Raw genomic sequence first — 20,110 nt, 5'->3', positions numbered from 1 at the left:
GTGCCTTCTGCCGTTGTCCCTTGCGCCGGCGCCCCGTCAAGGGCCGGTCCCGGCCCGTCTGTAACGCCGTCACGCCCTCTGCCGTCACGCCCTCTGCCGTCACGGACGCGCCGTGCCGGTGGCCGGTAGCGTGCCCAGAATGCGCGGCGGAGCCCCCGGTGCGGCCTGCGGCGCGCCGACCGGGGCGGGCGTCACGCTGGGATAGGCCGACGGCGCGCCAGTGGCCGGAGAACCGGTGGCCGGAGAAAAGGTGGATGGGGTGGTGGCCGGGACGGACGCCGGCGAAACGGCGGCGGGCTGCGCCGGGGACGCCCCGGCGCCCTTCGCCAGCACCTGGAGCTGCCATTCCGGCGTGGGCGCGACCGGCGGAAGCGGCTGGCCCGGCACGGGAGCCGGCATTGGCGCGGCGACCGCCCCGGTGCGGGCGAGGCCGAGGTCGCGGCGGGCCAGCGCCTGGCGCAGCCGCTCCACGTCGCCGCGGTGGGTGAGTGCGACCAGCGCCTCGTAGCGGCTGATCGACAGCACGTCGGTGCGGGTCACGGCGTTGACCATGCTTAGCCGCTTGCGCGTCTCCACCCAGTCGTTGAGGCTGCCCAGCGGCACGCGCACCAGCGTCGACTGCTCCGGCCCGCTCGCCACGGTGTTGTCGCGGCGGTAGGACTCGTCGATGGCGGCGGATACGAAGGTGGTCGCGCGGGTCAGGAAATCGCCGGCCCGGTCGGACATGTCGGCCTTCACGTTGACCGTCTGCTGGTCCCGCGCGCCGTCGGGGGTGTAGTGGGTCACCTCGACCGCCAGCGGACGGCCGAGATCGAGCCCGCCCGCCGGAACGTCGGTCTTGGCGACGACCACGCCGCCGGCGTTGTAGCGCTGGGCGATGCGGGCCAGAGCTTCCTGATCGCCGGACAGCGCCTCGTTCACGCCGATGGCGGAAATGTCGGCCAATTCGCCGTCCGGAACGACCAGCGGCACCAGCGAGGCGCCGGCCGGACGGCCCTCCCAGGCCTCGCGCCAGTCGGTGCGGTCCTCCCAGAGGACGGGGCGTCCGTCCACGACGGTGACGGGCAGAATCACGTAGGGCCGGGCCGGCGGCTCGACATACTGCTGGCCGCCGCCGGCCAGAGTCTCGCGCACGGAATTGGGACGGAAACGCACGGTGATGCTGCCCACGTAGCGCGTGGCCGACACCTTCTCGTCGTCGATCTCGAAGCCCTGGACCAGCCGGGCAAGCTCGATGTCCGACACCCGCGGCACGCTGGTGGCGGTGGGGACGAGGCGCTTGTACAGCTCCGCCCAGGCCTTCACCTGCGCGTCGCGGATCGCCTGATCGCGGGCGGCGTTGGCGTTGGCGGCGCTGACGTCCACCTTCACGCCCGACACGGTGAAGGGGTCCGCCGCCGGCACCGCAGGCGCCGCTCCGGGGGTTGCCCCTGGAACGGCCGCGGGCGCCGCCACCGCGGGTGGAGCGGCGCCGGTCACCTGCGCTTCCACGGGGCCGGCCTGGACGGCCAGGGCCACGGTGATGGCGGCGAAGCCCGCAAACAGCGGCGCATGGCGGCGGTGGAGCATTGCAAAGCCTTCCGATTCGAGTATGTTCGGCCCGTTCCCTATTGACCCGGCCCAAAATGACCCGGTTCAGGTGGCCCAGGTATATAGCTCAGCCCAAGCGAGGATACCATCAGCACCCAGTCTAATAACACGTCCGACGCCTACAAGCAGGCCGGCGTGGACATTGATGCGGGCAACGCGCTCGTTGACGCGATCAAGCCGCTCGCCCGTTCCACCGCGCGCCCGGGCTCCGACGCCGGGCTGGGCGGGTTCGGCGCTCTGTTCGACCTGCGCGCGGCCGGGTATCACGACCCGCTGCTGGTCGCCACCACGGACGGCGTCGGCACCAAGCTGAAGGTCGCCATCCTGGCGAACCGGCACGACACGGTGGGCATCGACCTCGTGGCGATGTGCGTGAACGACCTCGTCGTTCAGGGCGCGGAGCCGCTGCTGTTCCTCGACTATTACGCCACGGGCAAGCTGGACGTCGCCGCGGGCCGCGCCATCGTCGCCGGCATCGCGGAAGGCTGCCGTCAGGCCGGCTGCGCGCTGGTCGGCGGCGAGACGGCGGAGATGCCGGGCATGTACGCCGAGGGCGACTACGACCTCGCCGGCTTCTCGGTCGGTGCCGTCGAGCGCAAGGACGCGCTGACCGGCGCCACCGTGCAGGACGGCGACGTGGTGCTCGGCCTCGCCTCCTCCGGCGTGCATTCCAACGGCTATTCGCTGGTCCGCAAGCTGGTGGAGAAGTCCGGCCTCGGCTACGACTCGCCCTGCCCCTGGGACGCCGGGAAGACGCTGGGCGAGGCCCTGCTGACCCCCACCCGCATCTATGTGAAGAGCACGCTGGCCGCTGTGCGCGCCGGGACGGTGCGGGCGATGGCCCACATCACCGGCGGCGGCCTGATCGAGAACATCCCGCGCGTCCTGCCGGACGGGCTGGGCGTCACGCTCGACGCGTCCAAGTGGCCGCTGCCGCCGGTCTTCAACTGGCTGATGAAGACGGGCGGGCTGACCCCGCTGGACATGGCGCGCACCTTCAACACCGGCCTCGGCATGGTCGTCGTCGTCCCGGCGGACAAGGCGCAGCAGGCGGCCGAGATCCTGGCCCAGGGCGGCGAGACGGTCTTCACCGTCGGCACCGTCCACGCGGTCAAGGACGGCGACGCCCGCGTCACCGTCACCGGCATGGACACGGCATGGTCGGCCTGACGGCATCCGGACTGAAGGTTGGAGTCCTGATTTCCGGGCGCGGCAGCAATTTGCAGGCGTTGATCGACGCCTGCGCCGCCCCGGACTTCCCGGCGGACATCGCGCTGGTGCTCTCCAACAAGGCCGACGCCTATGGGTTGGAGCGCGCAGCATCCGCCGGGGTTCCCGTCGCGGTGGTCAGCCACCGCGATTTCCCCGGCGACAAGCGCGCGTTCGAAGAGGCCATGGACGCGCGCCTGCGCGACGCGGGCGTCGAGCTGGTCTGTCTGGCCGGCTTCATGCGGCTGCTGTCGCCCTGGTTCGTCGAGCGCTGGCACGACCGGATGATCAACATCCACCCGTCGCTCCTGCCCTCCTTCAAGGGGCTGGACACGCACCAGCGGGCGCTGGACGCCGGGGTGCGCTTCCACGGCTGCACCGTCCATTACGTGCGCACGGAGATGGACGAGGGGCCGATCATCGCCCAGGCCGCCGTCCCGGTCCTGCCCGGCGACGACGCCGACCGGCTGTCCGCCCGCGTGCTGGAGGCCGAACACCGGCTCTATCCTCAGGCGCTGCGCCTGATCGCCGAGGGCCGCGCCCGCGTCGAGGACGGTCGAGTGAGACTGTCCGGCCCCGCGGCGGACCTGCCGACGCTCATCAACCCGCCAGCGTAACGCTTACCAAGCGGGCCCCTCGGCCAAGCGGCACCCTTGCCGCAACCGTCCGCACTCCCCACATTCTCCGCCGGAACCATAACAGGGGAGGCAGAGGGCGATGGCGGCTACGGAACACGGCCACAATCCGGTCAGCGAGGATGTCGTTCGCCGCCACGAGGCGGGTTGGCACGCCTTCACCCGCTTCTTGACGCTGGCGACCGCGGGCGTGATCGCCGTGCTGGTCTTCATGGCGATCTTCCTGGCCTGACGGCTGTTTCCAGCCTCTGGCCAGTTCGCTGTGGCGGGGCGCTTACGCCCCGTCCGGCAGACGGCCGAGCAGCAGGTCGCGCATTTCGCCGACCAGCGCGTCCACCTGCTCCTCCCACGTCTCGGTGCCGCCCTGGATGGCGTGCATGACGTGGGTGGCGAGGTGGATCAGCGCGGCGCGCACGCAATCCTCCGCCGGGAAATCCAGCCCCACCGTGTCCTGAAGGAACTGGCCGAGCTGGTCGGCGGAATTCCAGGGATGGACGACCACCGTGTCGAAGCCGCTGGTCCCCAGGAACACCGCGTTCAGGGCCGTCGCCTGCGCGTTGATCGCGTCGATGGCCGCGTCCTGCTCGACGTTGCCGCGCAGCACCTCCTGGAAGGCCGCCAGGCACTGGTCGACGTAGCCGCGCACCAGCAGTTCCACCACGCCCGGATCGCTCAGGTCGTTCCTGCCCTTCACGAGGGGCGGCAGCGGTTCCAGCAGGGCCGCGACGATCGGCTTGACGTCCGGATTTTCCATGGCGGGGGTACTCCTAGCGGTAGAATCCCCGAATACTCGACTTCGCCACGCCTGTCCACGATGCCGTGACGCGACGCGGGCGACAAGTTGCGGGCGGAAAGCCCTGAATCGAAAAGGGCCGCCCCGGTCGGGACGGCCCTTCGCGCAAGGCTGCGAAGCGGACGAGCCGCGATCAGCCCACCAGCTCGATGCCGGCGAAGAAGAAGGCGATCTCCTGGGCGGCGGTCTCCGGAGCGTCCGAACCGTGCACCGAGTTGGCCTCGATCGACTCGGCGAACTCCTTGCGGATGGTGCCCTCGGCGGCGTTGGCCGGGTTGGTGGCGCCCATGATCTCGCGGTTGCGGGCGATGGCGTTCTCGCCTTCCAGAACCTGGAGCACGACCGGGCCGGAGATCATGAAGGAGACGAGGTCGTTGAAGAACGGACGCTCGCGATGCACGCCGTAGAACTGCTCGGCCTGGGCCTTGGACAGCTGAACGCGCTTCTGCGCGACGATGCGCAGGCCGCCGTCCTCGAACTTGGCGTTGATCTTGCCGGTCAGGTTGCGGCGGGTGGCATCGGGCTTGATGATCGAGAGGGTGCGTTCGACGGCCATGGCGGTGGGCTCCTGCTGGAAATGCGTTATGGGCGCCGCTGGTTTGGCCGGGGCGCCGGTTGCGCGGGGTTATATAGGCGCTTTTCGGCCACGGCAACCGGTTCGTGAGGCTGCCTCGCGAGGCTGCGCCGCCCGCCTCCGCGCGGCTGCCATGAAGGGTTGCCCCGCGGGTCCCGCTTCAAATCGCGGTTTCCCCGTGGTAAACCGGCGCCGATATGCTGCACATCAACGACCTGACGTTCCGCTACGGCGGACGTGTGCTGTTCGACCGCGCCACCGCGGTCGTGTCGAAGGGCCACCGCGTGGCGCTGGTCGGCCGCAACGGCACCGGAAAATCCACCCTCCTCAAGCTCATCGCCGGCCAGCTCCAGACGGACGCCGGAGCCATCGGCGTGCCCACCGGCACCAAGATCGGCATGGTGGCGCAGGAGGCCCCCAGCGGCGCCACCACCCTGATCGACGCCGTCCTGGCTGCCGACACGGAGCGCACCGCCCTGCTGGCCGAGGCCGAGACGGCCACCGACCCCATGCGCATCGGCGAGATCCACGCCCGGCTGGCCGACATCGAGGCGCATTCGGCGCCGTCGCGCGCCGCCCAGGTCCTCTCCGGCCTGGGGTTCGACGCCGACGCGCAGGCGCGGCCCTGCTCCGACTTCTCGGGCGGCTGGCGGATGCGCGTGGCGCTGGCCGGCGTGCTGTTCGCCCGGCCCGACCTGCTGCTGCTCGACGAGCCGACCAACCACCTCGATCTGGAGGCGACCATCTGGCTTGAGGGGTACCTCAAGAACTACCCCCACACGATCCTGCTGGTCAGCCACGACCGCGACCTCTTGAACTCGGTCCCCACGACGACCATCCATGTGGACCAGGGCAAGCTGGTGACCTACGCCGGCAACTACGACCAGTTCCTCAAGCAGCGCCGCGCCAACATGGAGCGGCTGCAGGCCATGGCGACCAAGCAGGAGGCCAAGCGCAAGCACATGATGGCCTTCGTCGAACGCTTCCGCTACAAGGCGACCAAGGCCCGGCAGGCGCAGAGCCGCCTGAAGGCCCTGGAGAAGCTGGAGACCATCACGCTGATGGAGGACGACGCCGAGGTCGTCTTCAACTTCCCCCAGCCGGACGAGATGGCCCCGCCGCTGATCGCGCTGGATGGGGTGACCATCGGCTACGGCGACCGCGCCATCCTGCGCCGCGTCAACCTGCGCATCGACATGGACGACCGCATCGCCCTGCTCGGCGCCAACGGCAACGGCAAATCGACGCTGGTGAAGCTGCTGGCCGGGCGGCTGGAGGCGATGGCCGGCGAGGTGAAGCGCCCGACCAAGCTGCGCGTCGGCTATTTCGCCCAGCATCAGCAGGACGAGTTGGACTTGTCGCTGACCCCCATCCAGCAGACCCAGCGCATCATGCCGCTGGCGCCGGAGGAGAAGGTGCGCGCCCATCTCGGCCGCTTCGGCTTCCAGCAGAGCAAGGCGGAAACCCGCATCTCGGACCTGTCCGGCGGCGAGAAGGCCCGGCTGCTGCTGGCGCTGATGAGCCGCGAGACGCCGCACATCCTGATGCTCGACGAGCCGACCAACCATCTCGACGTGGACAGCCGCGAGGCGCTGATCGAGGCGATCAACGGGTTCGAGGGCGCCGTCATCCTCATCAGCCACGACCCGCACCTGATCGAGCTGACCGCCGACCGGCTGCTGCTGGTGGCCGACGGCACGGTGCAGCCCTACGACGGCGACCTCGACGACTACCGCCGCTTCCTGTTGGACCGCGCGCGGGCCGAGCGCGCCGCCGCCAAGGGCGGTGAGGCGACGGACGCCGGGGCCAGCCGCAAGGACCAGCGCCGCGCCGCGGCGGAGGCCCGCGCCACGCTCGCCCCGCTGAAGAAGAAGGCCACCGACGCGGAGTCGCAGGTCAACAAGCTGACCGAGGAGAAGCGCAAGATCGAGGCGAAGCTGGCCGATCCCGCCCTCTACAGCGGTCCCAGCGACAAGCTGCAGAAGCTCCAGATCGATCTCGGCGTCGTGGACAAGAAGCTGTCCGCCGCCGAGGAGGCGTGGCTGGAGCATCTCGAAGCCTATGAGTCGGCGGCGGCGGAGGCCGGCGTATGAGCGTGCCGCGCAACGTGGCCTTCACAGGAGCGGCCTCGCTCCCCGCGACCGTCGCGCGCCGTGGGCGGCAGGAGCATGAGGAGGAGCGGACCTCCGACGTCCTGGCGGCCTTCCGCGCCAACCTGCCGGAGGGACGGGTGTCGCTGGGCGACCTGATCCAGGCGCTGGGCGACCGCTCGCTGGGCACCATCCTGCTGGCCCTGTCGCTGCCCACCATCGCGCCGGTGCCGCTGGGCGTGTCCTGCCTGTTCGACCTGCCGATCCTCCTTTTCTCCGCCCAGATGGCCTTCGGCAAGCGCGGCGCCGCGCTGCCCGGCTGGATTCTGCGCCGCTCGGTCAGCCGCTCCCTCGCCGCCCGCATGATCGACAAGGCGATGCCGCGGCTGACCGCCATCGAGCGGATGCTGAAGCCGCGCCACAGCCGCTTCGCCAGCATCGACGGGGAACGCTGGTTCGGCGTGCTGCTGCTGCTGCTGTCGCTGACCTGCGTGGTGCCGCTGCCGCTGACCGGCTGGCTGCCGGGCTTCGCCCTCGTCCTGCTGTCCCTGGGGCTGATCGAGCGCGACGGGGCCGCCGTCGCGGTCAGCCTCGCCCTCACCGTGGCCGCCCTGGTCTTCTTCGCGCTGGTCGCCAGCAGCCTCTCCTACGCCGGCCAGACCCTGCTGGCCGTCACGTCATATCCCGCGTTTATGGCATAGCTCCCGCCGCTTCGGCCGGTTGCGGGGGAAACCCGGATGCGACATAAGTGCGCTCTGGGATTGTTAGGTTCGGGACCCCCCGAGGCTCCAGCTTGTTTAGCCCCGGGGTAAAACGCTCAACAGCCAACGGCGAAAGGCCGATCATGACACCAACGGAAATCACCGTCGCGGAGAAGCAAAAAAGCGGCAAGACGCCGCCGGCCGCGTGGCTTTTCTTCCAGCGTTGGTTGGCAAATCCCCTTTCCATGGGTTCCGTTACACCATCCTCGGGCGCGCTCTGCCGGCTGATCGGCGAACAGGTGCTGTGCGGGCCGGATCAGGTCGTCGTGGAGTTCGGCGGCGGGACCGGCGCCATCACCAAGGCCCTGCTTCAGCGCGGCATTCCGGGCAACCGCATCTTCACCTTCGAGATCGACGACCATCTGTCGCGCTTCCTGCGCGGCCATTATCCGGACGTCAACGTCGTCCATGACGACTGCCGCAAGGCCGCCGACATCCTCGGTCCGGAGCTGGTCGGCAAGGTCGGCACGGTCGTGATCGGCATCCCCATGCTGAACCTGCCGATGCGCGCCCAGAAGGAGGTCGTCGAGGCCTGCTTCCGCATCCTGCCCGAAGGCGGGCGCTTCGTTCTCTACACCTACGGCCTCGTGTCGCCGCTGAACCAGCGCGCGCTGGGCGTCAAGGGCAAGCGGCTGGGCTTCACCCCGCTGAACGTCCCGCCGGCCTCCGTCTGGGGCTATTGGAAAGCCAAGCCCTAATCCCCCCGATCACCCCTTGCCCATCACCCTTTACGGGGTGCCTGCCGCAGCAGGACATCCGTCAGACCCACCGGCAGAGCCGCCAGCAGCCACACGGTGGCGGCCATCGGCCAGGGGAAGGCGATGCGCGCCCGGTTGCGGGCCAGCCCGCTCTTGATGACCTGGGCGGCGCGGTCCGTCTCCATCAGGAAGGGCATGGGAAAGCGGTTCACCGCGGTCATCCGGCTTTTCACGAAGCCCGGACAGATCACCGTCACGCCGATCCCCTGCCCCGCCAGATCGCCGCGCAGCGACTCGCCGTAGACCCGCACCGCCGCCTTGCTGGCGCAATAGGCGGGCGCGCCGGGCATGCCGCGGAAGCCGGCCAGCGAGGCCATCAGGGCGATCTGCCCGCGCCGCCGCGCCTGCATGCCGGGCAGCAGCGGGTGGATGCTGTTCAGCACGCCGTCGACATTCACCTGGAAGATGCGCCGCGCCTGTTCGGCGCTCTCCACGCCGCCCCCGGTGCCGGCGGAGATCCCTGCGTTGGCGATGACCAGATCGACCGGCGCGCGGGCGTCCAGCGCCGTCAGCCACCCCGCCATCGCCTCGCGGTCGGCCGCGTCGACGAGCGCGGTTTCCACCGCCGCCCCGGCGGCGCGGCAGCGCTCCGCCACCGCCTCAAGCCTTGCGGAGTCGCGCCCGCTCAGGGCCAGCGCGACTCCGGGGGCGGCGTAGGCGCGGGCCAACTCCTCCCCGATGCCGCTGGACGCCCCGGTGATGACGATCGAGCGCGGATCGCGCATGCCCTTTTCCCCCTGTCCCTGACGCTTGTTGCCTTGGCCGCCCGACGCTATAACGTGAGCCTCCCGATCCCACAAATACTCGTCGAGGCCGCTTTGCCCGCCCAACGCTCCGCCGTTTCCAGCATGACCGGTTTCGCACGCGTGGACGGGCATGCCGACGGCTACAGTTGGACTTTCGAGGTGAAGAGCGTCAACGGGCGCAACCTCGACATCCGCTGCCGCCAGCCCGCCGGCTTCGACACGCTGGAGGCCGCCGCCCGCGCCGAGATCCCCAAGCGGCTGGCACGCGGCAGCGTCAACCTGAACCTGACCGTCACCCGCAGCCAGTCGGTGTCGCAGCTCCGCATCAACCGCGAGCTTCTGGCCCAGGTGCTGGAGCTGGCGCGCGAGATCGAGGGCGCCGGGGCCGCCCCGCCGCGGCTCGATTCGCTGCTCGCCGTCCGCGGCATCATCGAGCCGGTGGAGGAGGACGAAGGCGACGCGCGGGACCGGGTGGAGGCCGCGCTGAAGGCCGACCTCGGCCGGCTGATCGGCGAGCTGGTCACCGCCCGCCTGTCGGAGGGGGCACGTCTGGTCACCGTCCTGAACGGCCATCTTGACGAGATCGAGCGGCTGATCACCGCCGCCGCCGCCTGCGCCAGCACCCAGCCCGAGGCTTTGCGCGAACGGCTGCGCAGCCAGGTCGCCGCCCTGCTCGACGCCGCCCCGGCCCTGCCGGAGGAGCGGCTCGCCCAGGAGGCCGCCATCCTGATCGCCAAGGCCGACGTGCGCGAGGAGATGGACCGCCTGCGCGCCCACATCCAGGCCGCCCGCGACATGCTGGCGGAGGGGGGCGCCATCGGCCGCCGCTTCGACTTCCTGTGCCAGGAGTTCAACCGCGAAGCCAACACCCTGTGCTCCAAGTCCGCGGACGTGGAGCTGACCCGCATCGGCCTGTCGCTGAAAGCCTCCATCGAGCAGCTTCGCGAGCAGGTCCAGAACATCGAGTGACGCCCGACCCATGCCCGAGACCATGAACACGAAGATCGCCCGGCGCGGCCTGATGCTCGTGCTGTCCTCCCCCTCCGGGGCGGGCAAGACCACCATTTCGCGCCGCCTGCTGGACCGCGACCCCGGCATCACCCTGTCGGTGTCCGTCACCACCCGGCCGATGCGCCCCGGCGAGCAGCCGGGCGTCCATTACTATTTCGTCGACATGCCGGAGTTCGAGCGCATGGCCGGCCAGGGCGAGTTGCTGGAGCACGCCCGCGTGTTCGGCAACTGCTACGGCACGCCGCGCCACGCGGTGGAGACGGCGCTGAGCGCCGGGCGCGACGTGCTGTTCGACATCGACTGGCAGGGCATGCAGCAGTTGGCGGCCAACGCCCGCGCCGATCTGGTCAGCATCTTCGTCCTGCCGCCCTCGGGCACCGAACTGGAGCGCCGCCTGCACTCCCGCGGCCAGGATTCGGCGGAGGTGATCGCCCAGCGCATGGCCAAGGCGTCGGACGAGATCAGCCATTGGGGCGAGTATGATTACGTGATCGTCAACAACGACGTGGACGAGAGCGTCACCGCGGTCCAGGCCATCCTGCGCGCCGAGCGGCTGCGCCGGACGCGGCAGGTCGGGATGCCGGCGTTTGTGGAGAGCGTGCAGGCGGCGCTGTAAGCGTCGGCGTATTGCCCCCACCCTTCCCACGGCTTCGCCGCGGGCCCCTTCCCTCCCCCGCTATCGCAGGGGAGGGTCAGGGTGGGGGCAAGGACCTACCTCCCCCGATACGCCCGCGCCAGCGCCGCGAACCCCGCCACATCCACCTCCTCCGCCCGCGCGGTCGGCTCGATGCCAGCGGCGGCCAGCAGCGCTTCCGCATTGCCCAGGCTCTTCAAACTCTGCCGCAGCATCTTGCGGCGCTGGCCGAAGGCGGCGGCGGTCACCTGCTCCAGCGCCTTCCATTCCGCCGGCTCCGGGTTGGCGCGCGGTGTCAGGTGGACGATGGTGGACTCCACCTTGGGTGGAGGGGTGAAGGCCTTGGCCGGCAGGTTGAACAGCACCCGCGCGTCCGACCGCCATTGCGTGATGACCGACAGGCGGCCATAGGCCTTGCTGCCCGGCTTGGCGACCAGACGGTCCGCGACCTCCTTCTGGAACATCAGCGTCAGGCTGACGAACTCCTCGATCCGCCCCAGCCAGCCGATCAGCAGCGGAGTCGCCACGTTGTAGGGCAGGTTCGCCACGATGGCCCGCGGGGCCGGAGCGATCGCGATGGGATCGACGTCCAGCGCGTCGGCCTCGACGATGGACAGCCGCCCATCCGCCGCCTCGATCACGTCCTGAAGCGCCTCGATGAAGCGGTGGTCGCGCTCGATGGCGATCACCTGCGCCGCCTTGGTCGCCAGAAGGGCGCGGGTCAGCCCGCCCGGACCGGGACCGATCTCCACGACCGTCACGCCGGTCATGTCGCCCGCCGAGCGCGCGATGCGCCCCGTCAGGTTGAGGTCGAGCAGGAAGTTCTGCCCCAGCGCCTTGCGGGCGTCCAGCCCGAAGCGGGCGATCACCTCGCGCAGCGGCGGCAGGGCCTGCGGGTCGAAAGCGGTGGGCATCGGTGCGGAATCGGGCGTGGCGTCGGTCATGGCCGCACTTATAGGACGGCGCAGGCCCGCCGTCATCTGCCGCGCGACGTCCTCACCCTTCGCTCTTGAGGGCGATGTTCTCCGGCGTGGCGTCGAGACGGCCCGTGCAGGTGATGCGGCGCCCGTCGTCGAAGGCCTGGGACGGCTTCGGCCCGATGGTCACCTGCAGGACCACCTTGTCGGCCAACTGGTCGCCCAGATCCTGGGGCCGGTCACCGCCCTGGGCATCGTGGCTGAACACGCTCTCCAGGTACCAGACTGCACCGCCGGCCCCCTGCGGCCCGCCGCGGACCAGCGCGCCGGCCAGCCGGGTGTAGACGTCCTTGCACACCTCCTCGGTCCGGTTGCGCGGCAGGTCGACGAAGTTGGCGTAGGCGACGATCCGCCGGTCCTGGAAGCGGTAGAAGACGCCGCTGCGCGACACCTCCGTCCGCAAATCGCGGGACAGCCCGTCCACCGTATCGTACAGGTCGCCGCGCAGCCGGGTCATGCCCCAGTCGAGCAGGGTCACCGGCTCCCGCGACAGCCAGTCCAGCGCATCGCGGGCCTGAACCGGCCCCGACATCAAGGGCAGAAACATGAAGGACGGCAACAGGACGAGCGCGGCGAAACCCCTCATGACATCGGGCCTCCGGACCATCGTTGCGGCGCAACCGTAGCAGCGATGCTAAGCCAGGAGCGCGGCCATATCCAGCCGGATTCCGGGCCGCATGCCACGCCCATGCCGGGGTACCCCGTCAGTCCTCCAGCAGGAAGTCGCGCACGGTGGCGATCTGGTCTCCGGTCATCAGCGCCGGGGCGTGGCCGGTGTGGGCGAACTCCACCAGACGGGCCCTGGGGCCGCGGCGGGTCATCTCCTCCGCCGTGGCCGCCGGAAGGATGTCCGAGGTGGCGCCGCGCAGCACCAGCACCGGGCAGCGGATGCGGTCCCAGACGGCCCACAGGTCCACATCCTCCATCGGCTGCGCCTTGAAGGCCTCGGCGATGGCCGGGTCGTAGGCAAGGCCGTAGCAGCCGTCCGGACGCAGGCGGGCGCTGTGCTCCGCCATGTGGCGCCACGCCTCGTCGGGCAACTGCCCGAAGCCCATCAAGACGAAGCGCAGGTAGGATTCGACCGCCGCCAGATCCTCGAACACCGGGTCCTTGCCGACGTAATCGGCGATGCGCTGCAAACCCGCCTTCGGGATGAAGGGGCCGATGTCGTTGACGACCAGACGGCGGATCGGGCTGTCCGGCTGGGCGGCCAGCAGCATGCCGATCAGCCCGCCCATGGAGGTGCCGACCCAATCCACCGACTCCACCCCCAGCCGGGCGATCAGCGCCGCCATGTCGGCGCAGTACTGCGGGTAGCCGTAGAGCGTCGGGTTGCCCAGCCGGCCGCTCTTGCCGCGCCCCACCACATCCGGGCAGGCGACGCGGTAGCGGTCGGCCAGATCGAGCGCCAGCGCGTCGAAGTCGCGGCCGTTTCGGGTCAGGCCATGCACGCAGACCGCGGTGCGGGCCGCATCCTCGCGTCCCCATTGGGTGTATGCGACGCGGTGAAACCCCGCCGCGCTGAGGCCGAGAAAGCTGCGTTCGGACATCGGCACGGGTGGCCCCTCCCCTCTTGGTTCGTTCTCAGCCCTTGCCGGGCTTTGCCAGCTCCGCCGCCTGTCGGACGACCAGGGGCGACGGATCCGCCGCCGCGGCGTCGAAAGGATGCCGCGGAGCGTCGTACAAACGGCGGATGGCGCGCACGTAGTTCCGCGTCTCCTCGTAGGGCGGAACGCCCCGATAGCGGTCCACCGCCCGCTCCCCCGCGTTGTAGCCGGCAAGGGCCAGCGTAACGTCCCCCTGGAAATAGGCCAAGAGCCAGCGCAGGTAACGCACGCCGCCGCGGATGTTCTGGGCGGGGTCGAAGACGTCGGACACGCCGAACCGCTCCGCCGTGTCGGGGATGAGCTGCATCAGCCCGGCCGCCTCCTTCGGCGACACCGCGTCGGAGCGGAAGGCGCTCTCCACCCGGATCACCGCCATGACCAACGCCGGGTCCAGCCCGTACTGGGGCGCGGTCTTGTGGACCAGCGCGACGATCTCCGGCGGCGGGGGCAGCGCCTCGCGCAGCGGGGCCGCGCCGGGGCGGCACCAGGGACGGACATGGCCCATCCGGCCCGGCACATAGGCGACCAGCCGCCGCGCCTCCTTGTGGCCGCGCGACGCCGCGGCGCGCAGCCACGCCGTGCCGACCCGCTGGTCGCGCTTCACCCCGACGCCGAACAGGAAGCGCCGCGCCATGCGGTAGGACGCCTCCGGATCGCCCTTCTCCGCCGCCTCGCAGTCGGCCATGCGCGACTCGCGCGAGGAGACGGAGCCGGACTTGCCCGCGGCGAGGGCGGCGGGGGCCGCCAAGGCGACGAAAAGGGCGAAGGTCAGGGGAAGGAAACGCACGGGTTGGCCTTGGGGCGGTCTGCAAAACCGCATTGATATGAGGCTTCCCGTAAGATGCGGCAAGCGCAGGACAGCGTTACCCTTTTTTCAACACGGTGCGCAAATGGCTCCGCAACGACCGCGCCCAGCCGCGGATCAGCGCCAGCGCCGGTCGAATCGCCGTGCGCATCCGTCCCACCGCCCGCTTGGCGGCCTGCCAGGGCGGCAGGGCGGTCAGCCAGGCCAGCCAGCGCACCACCCGGACGTAGCACCAAGCGAAGGCCGGGATGGTCAGCAGCTTGTCCTTGCCGATGTGGAACAGCCGCTCCACCAGCGTCACCTTGACCAGTTCCACGGTCCCCAGCAGCAGAGCGCCCTGGACCGGGTGCCCGGTTCCCATCAGGTACAGGCCGACGGGCTTCAGCGGTTCCAGAACCACGAGCGGGATCACGAACAGCGCCAGCGTCGGATAGCGGCCGAGCCGGCGGACGCGCGCGGCCAGCCGTTCGGCGAAACGCTGCCGCCCGATCCAGGCGGCCAGCGGCCGCAACGCCTCCAGCGCCACCGCGTCGATCAGGAAGTAGAGCAGCGCCGCGGCGCTCAGCAGGGGCCGCAGCACGAGGCGGCGCAGCAGCGCCCCCAGCCTCCGAGTCAAGCTCCGACCCAAAGTCCGAGAGGAGGAATCTCCGTTCGAAGTAGCCATTAGGTCTTTCGTCAGGCGTACAGGGGCGTTTCGCCGGCTTGGGTTCGCTGCGGATTTCCACTATCTAACGTTTCTGCCATTGCGCGTCCGTCCCTTCGTCTACTATCGGTGCGCCCCATCGTGCTCGGCCATTACGATCCATATCTCGTTGCGTTGTCCGTTGTCGTCGCCTCTTTCGGCGGCTATGTGGCGCTGGACCTCGCCTCCCACGCCCGGGAAGCCGGGCGGGGACGGAACGGCTGGCTGGGGGCAGCGGCGCTCGCCCTGGGGGCGGGGATCTGGTCGATGCACTTCATCGGCATGATGGCCATGCGCATGCCCGTGCCGGTGTCCTACGACATCCTGCTGACCGCGTTGTCCTTTCTCCTGGCGGTCGGTGTCTCCGGAACCGGGCTGTTCGCCGTGGCGCATGGCGGGGGCCGCTGGACGACGTTGGCGGCGGCGGGGCTGCTGACCGGTTTCGGAATCGTCGCCATGCATTATGTCGGCATGGCCGGCATGCGGCTGCCGGTTCCGCTGATCTACGACACGCCTCTGGTCGTCGCGTCGGTGGTCATCGCCGTCGTCGCCTCCACCGCCGCGCTCTGGCTCGCCTTCCGCACGGCCAGCCCCATGCAGCGCCTGTCCGGCGCGCTGGTGCTCGGCGCCGCGGTGGTCAGCATGCATTACGTCGGCATGGCCGCCGCCAGCGCCACCGGGAACGTCATTGGGAACGCCATTGGGCACACCATTGGGCACGCCGCCGATCAGGACGCCGTCCTGGCCGGGGACGATCTCGCCCTCGTGCTGTCCACGCCGTCTCTCGCCGTGGGGACCGGGATAGGGACGCTGCTGATCCTCTCGCTGGGGCTGCTCTCCGTCCTGATCGACCGTCGCCGCTCGGCGGAGCGGGCGGCGGGGCAGGAGGCGCGCTACCGCGCCGTCGTCGACACCGCCGTGGACCCCATCGTGGTGATCGACGAGACCGGCACCATCCAGTCCTTCAACCGGGCGGCCGAGACGACCTTCGGCTACGGCGCGGACGAGGCCGTCGGCGCGAACGTCCGCATCCTGATGGCGGAGCCGCACCGCTCCGCCCATGACGGCTACATGGCCCATTTCCGCGAGACGGGCGAGCGGCGGATCATCGGCATCGGGCGCGAGGTCGAGGGTCGGCGCAAGGACGGCTCCCTCTTCCCGTTGGAGCTGTCGGTGGCCGAATGGCACGACGGGCAGCAGCGTCTGTTCACCGGCATCATGCGCGACATCACCGCCCGCAAGGCGGCGGAGGATGCCCTGCACCGCGCCAAGGCGGAGGCGGAGCGCGCCCGCGAGGAGGCGCTGGCCGCCCGTGACAACGCCGAGCGCGCGGACATGGCGAAGACCAAGTTCCTCGCCGCGGCCAGCCACGACCTGCGCCAGCCCGTGCAGTCGCTGTTCTTCTTCGCCCACGCCCTGTCCGACCGGCTCGACGGCCACTCCGCCTCGCCCCTGCTGGCGAGCATGAGCGAGTCGCTGAACGGCCTGCGCACGCTGCTGGACAGCCTGCTGGACGTATCGCGGCTGGACGCCGGTGTGGTCACCCCCGCGGTGACGGAATTCGCGCTGGGCCCGCTGCTGCAGCGGCTGGCCGAAGAATACCGGGGCCGCGCGGAGGAGGTGGGGATCGCGTTGCGCCTCGTCCCCACCGCTGCCTGGACACGCAGCGATCCGGCGCTGGTCGAACGCATCCTGCGCAACCTGGTGGAGAACGCCATCCGCTACACCGAGAGCGGACGGGTGCTGATCGGCTGCCGCCGCACCGGAAACGGCCTGCGGATCGAGGTTCTCGACACCGGCATCGGCATTCCCGAGGACAAGCACGACGAAGTGTTCGTGGAGTTCGCCCAGCTCGCCAACCCCGAACGCGACCGGCGCAAGGGGCTGGGGCTGGGCCTCGCCATCGTCCGGCGGTTGGCCGGTCTGCTCGGTCATGGGGTGACCCTGCGCTCCCGGCCGGGACGGGGCAGCGCCTTCGGCCTGACCGTGCCGTCGGTCGCGCCGCGCCAGGTGATGAAGACCTGCCGCCCCGCCGCCCAGCCTGCCGCCAACGGCGGCAAGGGTCTGGTCGTGGTGGTGGAGGACGACGCCATCATCCTGCTCTCCATGCGGACCATGCTGGAGGAATGGGGGTACGAGGTGGTTGCCGCCGTCTCTGCCGACGAAGCGGTGGGTACGCTCACCAGCCTCGGCCAGCGCCCCGACATGATCGTCGCCGATTACCGCCTGCGCGAAGGGCGGACCGGGCTTCAGGCCATCCGCGACATCTACGGGGTGTGTGGGGTGCGGGTGCCCGCGCTGGTGCTGACCGGCGACACCGACCCTGCCCGCATCGCGGAGGTCCAGCAGAGTGGCCACCGCCTTCTGCACAAGCCGGTGGCGCCCGAGGTGCTGCGCAACGCGCTGACCTCCGCGGCCTAGGCGCCCCGCCCCGCTCCGCTCCCGGCCGAATCCCGAGTGTGGTTGAAAGCGCGCTCCGCCCCGCTTATGGTCTTGGAAAAAGGCGCGTTTGCGCCGAATCCACGACCGGTCCCCAAATAAGAATCTGGTTCCAGGAGCGCCCCCACATGAAAGCCATGCTGCTCGGCTTCGCCGCCGCCATCGTCATCGCCATCGGCGCGTCGGTCGCGCTGACCTCCATCGACCACAGCTCGGCCAGCCGCTTCTCCAGCAGCTCGGTCCGTCTCTGAGGGTTTGAGAGCGGGGAGGCCTACGCGCGGCGACGGGCGGCCATGGCCTCCGCCGTCTTCAGGGCGGCGATCAGGCTCGACGCCCCGGCCTTGCCCGTGCCGGCGATGTCCAGCGCCGTCCCATGGTCCGGCGAGGTGCGGACGAAGGGCAGCCCCAGCGTGATGTTGACCCCCGTGTCGAAGTCGATGGTTTTCAGCGGGATCAGCGCCTGATCGTGATACATGCACAGCGCCGCGTCGTAGCCGCGCCGCGCCGCCGCATGGAACAGCGTGTCGGCGGGCTTCGGCCCCACCGCGTCGATGCCCTCCGCCCGCAGGGCGGCGACCGCCGGGGCGATGATGTCGATCTCCTCCCGCCCCATGGCGCCGCCTTCCCCCGCGTGGGGGTTCAGCGCGGCGACGGCCAGACGGGGCCGCGCGATGCCGAAGTCGCGGGCCAGCGCCGCCGCGGTGACCCGCCCGGCGTGCAGGATCGCCTCCCGCGTCACAAGCGGCACGGCGTCGCGGACGGAGACATGGATGGTCACCGGCACGACACGCAGATCCTGCGCGGCCAGCATCATCACCGGCTCGTCCGTCAGTCCGGCCAGATGGGCGAGATATTCCGTGTGTCCGGGATGGCGGAAGCCGGCGGCGTAGAGCGCCGATTTCTGGATCGGGTTGGTGACGACCGCCGACGCCTCCCCCCGGCGGACCAGATCGACCGCGCGGTCGATGCTGGCGATCACCGCCGCCCCGTTGGCCGGATCGGGCTGGCCCGGCGTGACCGGCGCCGCCAGCGGCTGGGGCAGCACCGGCAGCGCCGCGCCGAACAGCGCAGCGCCTTCGGCGGCACTGCCCACCGCCTTCACCGGAACCGGCAGGCCGAGCCGGGCGGCGAGCGCCTCCAGGCGGGCGGGATCGTCCAGAAGGACGAAGGGCGGCACCGCGCCGTCCGCGCGGGCCGCCCCCCCAGTCTTCGCCCAGGCCATCGACCAGGCCTTCAGAGCGATCTCCCCGCCGATCCCCGCCGGCTCGCCCATGGTCAGGGCGAGCGGCGGCCGGACGCCGGATTCGGTCATCAGTTGCGGATCTCCACGAAGGCGGTGCGGCGCAGGTCGCGCAGGTAGCGGCGGGCCAGCAGGTCGGCGCGCTCGTTGATCAGGTCGCGCTCGATCTCCTCGCGCGGCGGCATCTTGATGTCCTTTGGGTCGATCGGCGGCGGGGCCGGGACGGCCACCGGTTGCGGTTCGGCTTCCGGCGGCGGCTCGATCATCGGCACGTCGCGCTTGCAGACGATCAGGATGACGGCGCCGCCCGGGCTCATCAGCACCGGGCTGGGCTGGCCGAGCGGAATGCCGACGGCGAGCTGCTGGAGACCCGGCGCGAGGTCCTTGACCCGCAGCGTGCCCATGTCGCCCGACTCCGGAATGCCCATGGCCCGCGCCTTCTCGTCGAAGTCGGCGCAGCTCTTGATCGACTTGCGCAGCTTCTCCGCCTGGGCCTGGACCGCCTTCAGCTCCTCCTTCGAGGGGGCCGGGATGACGATCTGCTTCATGTTGACCTTGGCCTTGGCCAGATCGGGCTTCGGCTGGGGCCGCGGGCGCGGCGGCGGGGCCGGCGGCGGGGCGGTGGAGGCGGTGCTGCCGAAGGGCCGCTGGTCGCGCACCAGCAGGACGTGATAGCCGGTCGCCGTGCGGACCGGCGACGAGAGCTGGCCGGCGCGCATGGTGGACAGCGTCTTGTCCAGCTCCGCGTTCAGCTCACCCGTGCGCACCCAGCCCATGTCGCCGCCCGAAGCGGCGCCGGCGGACTGCGAGAACTGGCGGGCCAGGGCGGCGAAGTTGCCGCCGCGGCGCACCTCCTCGACCAGACGTTCGGCGTTGCGGCGCACCTCCTCGTCCTGGTCGGGGCTGTCCACCGCCAGGAAGATCTCGGCCACCAGATATTCCGGCTTGCCGATGTTGGCCTTGATGCGCTGCATGACGGCGTCGATCTCCTCGTCGCCGATCACCACCTCCTGCCGGATGCGGCGCTGCATCACCCGCTGCCACGACAGCAGCGCCCGCACCTGCTCGCGCAGGGTGGAGAGCGGGACGTTCTGGGTCTTCAGCAACGTTTCGAGCTGCGGGCGGCCCATGCGGTTCTGTTCGGCGATGCGCCCGATCGCCTCGTCGATCTCCTTCGACGGGACGGAGACACCGAGCCGCTTGGCCTCCTGCAGCTGGAGCCGCTCGTCGATCAGTTGGCGGAGCACCTGCGGGGTCAGGCGCTGGCGCGTCTCCGCGCTGTCCTGGGCGCCGGCGTTCAGCAGAGCGAGGCGGATTCGCGCGTGCACGTCGGACAGCGAGATGACCTCGTCGTTCACGACGGCGGCGATGCGTTCCGCGGGGCCTTGCGTTCCCGCCGCCGGGCTGTTTGGAGCGTTGGGAGCCCGCGTCTGGGCCGCGGCGGGCGCACCGGCGGCAAGAAGGGCGCAGGCGGTCGCCACGGCGAAGGCAGACCGGACGGCTCGCAAACTCTGCATGGTGCTCCAGACTCCAGAGGTGGTTGCCGTTTAATACGGCCC

At 70.6% G+C, this 20,110-nt stretch carries 21 protein-coding genes; 10 read left to right on the top strand and 11 right to left on the bottom strand.

Annotation, left to right across the window (positions count from 1 at the left end):
- Positions 1-99: 99 nt before the first annotated feature.
- Positions 100-1,569, bottom strand: a complete 1,470-nt coding sequence (locus H0B54_RS12445; RefSeq protein ID WP_188260574.1) for a DUF2066 domain-containing protein — start codon at positions 1,567-1,569, stop codon at positions 100-102.
- Positions 1,570-1,725: 156 nt separating this feature from the next.
- Here H0B54_RS12445 and purM point away from each other — a divergent pair, with 156 nt between their 5' ends.
- The 3 genes from purM to H0B54_RS12430 all read left to right on the top strand — a co-directional run bounded on the left by purM (position 1,726) and on the right by H0B54_RS12430 (position 3,666).
- Positions 1,726-2,760, top strand: a complete 1,035-nt coding sequence (purM, locus tag H0B54_RS12440; protein WP_425490029.1) for a phosphoribosylformylglycinamidine cyclo-ligase — start codon at positions 1,726-1,728, stop codon at positions 2,758-2,760.
- Complete coding sequence (gene purN, locus H0B54_RS12435) at positions 2,748-3,416, top strand: phosphoribosylglycinamide formyltransferase (protein WP_188260573.1); 669 nt, start codon at positions 2,748-2,750, stop codon at positions 3,414-3,416. The genes purM and purN overlap by 13 nt, the downstream gene beginning before the upstream one ends.
- A 100-nt stretch (positions 3,417-3,516) precedes the next feature.
- Positions 3,517-3,666, top strand: a complete 150-nt coding sequence (locus tag H0B54_RS12430; protein WP_094303299.1) for an aa3-type cytochrome c oxidase subunit IV — start codon at positions 3,517-3,519, stop codon at positions 3,664-3,666.
- Positions 3,667-3,708: 42 nt separating this feature from the next.
- On the opposite strand, the gene H0B54_RS12425 is transcribed toward H0B54_RS12430, so the two are convergent.
- Together H0B54_RS12425 and ndk are read right to left on the bottom strand one after the other, a co-directional pair.
- The gene (locus H0B54_RS12425; RefSeq protein WP_014197472.1) at positions 3,709-4,188 is read right to left on the bottom strand and encodes a hypothetical protein; all 480 of its coding nucleotides are present in this window, start codon (positions 4,186-4,188) and stop codon (positions 3,709-3,711) included.
- 172 nt (positions 4,189-4,360) lie between these two features.
- Complete coding sequence (gene ndk / locus H0B54_RS12420) at positions 4,361-4,783, bottom strand: nucleoside-diphosphate kinase (RefSeq protein ID WP_014197473.1); 423 nt, start codon at positions 4,781-4,783, stop codon at positions 4,361-4,363.
- A gap of 215 nt (positions 4,784-4,998) precedes the next feature.
- On the opposite strand from ndk, the gene H0B54_RS12415 reads away from it, so the two are divergent.
- The 3 genes from H0B54_RS12415 (at position 4,999) to H0B54_RS12405 (ending at position 8,350) form a co-directional block, all read left to right on the top strand.
- Positions 4,999-6,894: an ABC-F family ATP-binding cassette domain-containing protein gene (locus H0B54_RS12415; RefSeq protein ID WP_094303297.1), complete on the top strand. Its 1,896-nt coding sequence runs from the start codon at positions 4,999-5,001 to the stop codon at positions 6,892-6,894.
- Entirely contained in the window at positions 6,891-7,592 is a 702-nt protein-coding gene (locus H0B54_RS12410) for an exopolysaccharide biosynthesis protein (RefSeq protein WP_188260572.1), read from the top strand. The genes H0B54_RS12415 and H0B54_RS12410 overlap by 4 nt, the downstream gene beginning before the upstream one ends.
- Before the next feature lie 245 nt (positions 7,593-7,837).
- Positions 7,838-8,350 (top strand): class I SAM-dependent methyltransferase, encoded by a 513-nt coding sequence (locus tag H0B54_RS12405; RefSeq protein ID WP_236778273.1) that lies wholly within the window; start codon positions 7,838-7,840, stop codon positions 8,348-8,350.
- A 23-nt stretch (positions 8,351-8,373) separates the two neighbouring features.
- Here the strand turns inward: H0B54_RS12405 and H0B54_RS12400 are convergent, their stop codons facing one another.
- Positions 8,374-9,135, bottom strand: a complete 762-nt coding sequence (locus H0B54_RS12400) for an SDR family NAD(P)-dependent oxidoreductase (RefSeq protein WP_188260571.1) — start codon at positions 9,133-9,135, stop codon at positions 8,374-8,376.
- A 123-nt stretch (positions 9,136-9,258) separates the two neighbouring features.
- On the opposite strand from H0B54_RS12400, the gene H0B54_RS12395 reads away from it, so the two are divergent.
- Both H0B54_RS12395 and gmk read left to right on the top strand, forming a co-directional pair.
- The gene (locus tag H0B54_RS12395) at positions 9,259-10,125 is read left to right on the top strand and encodes a YicC/YloC family endoribonuclease (protein WP_188260570.1); all 867 of its coding nucleotides are present in this window, start codon (positions 9,259-9,261) and stop codon (positions 10,123-10,125) included.
- 10 nt (positions 10,126-10,135) lie between these two features.
- Positions 10,136-10,783: a guanylate kinase gene (gene gmk / locus H0B54_RS12390; protein ID WP_188260569.1), complete on the top strand. Its 648-nt coding sequence runs from the start codon at positions 10,136-10,138 to the stop codon at positions 10,781-10,783.
- Positions 10,784-10,878: 95 nt separating this feature from the next.
- Here the strand turns inward: gmk and rsmA are convergent, their stop codons facing one another.
- From rsmA to H0B54_RS12365, 5 genes are all read right to left on the bottom strand, one after another.
- Entirely contained in the window at positions 10,879-11,745 is an 867-nt protein-coding gene (gene rsmA, locus H0B54_RS12385; RefSeq protein ID WP_246472505.1) for a 16S rRNA (adenine(1518)-N(6)/adenine(1519)-N(6))-dimethyltransferase RsmA, read from the bottom strand.
- A 52-nt stretch (positions 11,746-11,797) separates the two neighbouring features.
- A complete protein-coding gene (locus tag H0B54_RS12380; protein ID WP_188260568.1) occupies positions 11,798-12,364 on the bottom strand; it encodes a hypothetical protein in 567 nt (188 codons plus the stop codon).
- 118 nt (positions 12,365-12,482) lie between these two features.
- The gene (locus H0B54_RS12375; RefSeq protein WP_188260567.1) at positions 12,483-13,334 is read right to left on the bottom strand and encodes an alpha/beta fold hydrolase; all 852 of its coding nucleotides are present in this window, start codon (positions 13,332-13,334) and stop codon (positions 12,483-12,485) included.
- Between the two features lie 28 nt (positions 13,335-13,362).
- A complete protein-coding gene (locus H0B54_RS12370; protein WP_188260566.1) occupies positions 13,363-14,172 on the bottom strand; it encodes a transglycosylase SLT domain-containing protein in 810 nt (269 codons plus the stop codon).
- Positions 14,173-14,248: 76 nt separating this feature from the next.
- Positions 14,249-14,806 carry a hypothetical protein gene (locus tag H0B54_RS12365; RefSeq protein WP_188260565.1) on the bottom strand — a complete coding sequence of 186 codons (558 nt, stop codon included), beginning with the start codon at positions 14,804-14,806 and terminating at the stop codon, positions 14,249-14,251.
- A 168-nt stretch (positions 14,807-14,974) separates the two neighbouring features.
- Here H0B54_RS12365 and H0B54_RS12360 point away from each other — a divergent pair, with 168 nt between their 5' ends.
- Together H0B54_RS12360 and H0B54_RS30210 are read left to right on the top strand one after the other, a co-directional pair.
- Entirely contained in the window at positions 14,975-17,293 is a 2,319-nt protein-coding gene (locus H0B54_RS12360; RefSeq protein WP_188260564.1) for an MHYT domain-containing protein, read from the top strand.
- 146 nt (positions 17,294-17,439) lie between these two features.
- On the top strand, positions 17,440-17,562 hold the full coding sequence (locus tag H0B54_RS30210) for a hypothetical protein (RefSeq protein ID WP_281390035.1): 123 nt from the start codon (positions 17,440-17,442) through the stop codon (positions 17,560-17,562).
- Between the two features lie 20 nt (positions 17,563-17,582).
- Here the strand turns inward: H0B54_RS30210 and pdxA are convergent, their stop codons facing one another.
- Positions 17,583-18,623 carry a 4-hydroxythreonine-4-phosphate dehydrogenase PdxA gene (gene pdxA, locus H0B54_RS12355; protein ID WP_188260563.1) on the bottom strand — a complete coding sequence of 347 codons (1,041 nt, stop codon included), beginning with the start codon at positions 18,621-18,623 and terminating at the stop codon, positions 17,583-17,585.
- Positions 18,623-20,068, bottom strand: a complete 1,446-nt coding sequence (locus H0B54_RS12350) for a peptidylprolyl isomerase (protein WP_188260562.1) — start codon at positions 20,066-20,068, stop codon at positions 18,623-18,625. The genes pdxA and H0B54_RS12350 overlap by 1 nt, the downstream gene beginning before the upstream one ends.
- Positions 20,069-20,110: the final 42 nt, after the last annotated feature.

Source organism: Azospirillum tabaci, from assembly GCF_014596085.1.
In the GTDB taxonomy this organism is placed as follows: Bacteria; Pseudomonadota; Alphaproteobacteria; order Azospirillales; family Azospirillaceae; genus Azospirillum; species Azospirillum tabaci.
The sequence above is the reverse complement of the archived record's forward strand: the minus strand, read 5'-3'. Positions and strand labels throughout refer to the sequence as shown.

What these genes read in the sequence shown, in the direction of transcription:
- H0B54_RS12445 (WP_188260574.1), bottom strand. Translation starts at nt 1,569, where the DNA reads ATGCTCCACCGCCGCCATGCGCCGCTGTTTGCGGGCTTCGCCGCCATC.
- purN (WP_188260573.1), top strand. Translation starts at nt 2,748, where the DNA reads ATGGTCGGCCTGACGGCATCCGGACTGAAGGTTGGAGTCCTGATTTCC.
- H0B54_RS12430 (WP_094303299.1), top strand. Translation starts at nt 3,517, where the DNA reads ATGGCGGCTACGGAACACGGCCACAATCCGGTCAGCGAGGATGTCGTT.
- H0B54_RS12425 (WP_014197472.1), bottom strand. Translation starts at nt 4,188, where the DNA reads ATGGAAAATCCGGACGTCAAGCCGATCGTCGCGGCCCTGCTGGAACCG.
- ndk (WP_014197473.1), bottom strand. Translation starts at nt 4,783, where the DNA reads ATGGCCGTCGAACGCACCCTCTCGATCATCAAGCCCGATGCCACCCGC.
- H0B54_RS12415 (WP_094303297.1), top strand. Translation starts at nt 4,999, where the DNA reads ATGCTGCACATCAACGACCTGACGTTCCGCTACGGCGGACGTGTGCTG.
- H0B54_RS12410 (WP_188260572.1), top strand. Translation starts at nt 6,891, where the DNA reads ATGAGCGTGCCGCGCAACGTGGCCTTCACAGGAGCGGCCTCGCTCCCC.
- H0B54_RS12405 (WP_236778273.1), top strand. Translation starts at nt 7,838, where the DNA reads ATGGGTTCCGTTACACCATCCTCGGGCGCGCTCTGCCGGCTGATCGGC.
- H0B54_RS12400 (WP_188260571.1), bottom strand. Translation starts at nt 9,135, where the DNA reads ATGCGCGATCCGCGCTCGATCGTCATCACCGGGGCGTCCAGCGGCATC.
- H0B54_RS12395 (WP_188260570.1), top strand. Translation starts at nt 9,259, where the DNA reads ATGACCGGTTTCGCACGCGTGGACGGGCATGCCGACGGCTACAGTTGG.
- gmk (WP_188260569.1), top strand. Translation starts at nt 10,136, where the DNA reads ATGCCCGAGACCATGAACACGAAGATCGCCCGGCGCGGCCTGATGCTC.
- rsmA (WP_246472505.1), bottom strand. Translation starts at nt 11,745, where the DNA reads ATGACCGACGCCACGCCCGATTCCGCACCGATGCCCACCGCTTTCGAC.
- H0B54_RS12380 (WP_188260568.1), bottom strand. Translation starts at nt 12,364, where the DNA reads ATGAGGGGTTTCGCCGCGCTCGTCCTGTTGCCGTCCTTCATGTTTCTG.
- H0B54_RS30210 (WP_281390035.1), top strand. Translation starts at nt 17,440, where the DNA reads ATGAAAGCCATGCTGCTCGGCTTCGCCGCCGCCATCGTCATCGCCATC.
- pdxA (WP_188260563.1), bottom strand. Translation starts at nt 18,623, where the DNA reads ATGACCGAATCCGGCGTCCGGCCGCCGCTCGCCCTGACCATGGGCGAG.
- H0B54_RS12350 (WP_188260562.1), bottom strand. Translation starts at nt 20,068, where the DNA reads ATGCAGAGTTTGCGAGCCGTCCGGTCTGCCTTCGCCGTGGCGACCGCC.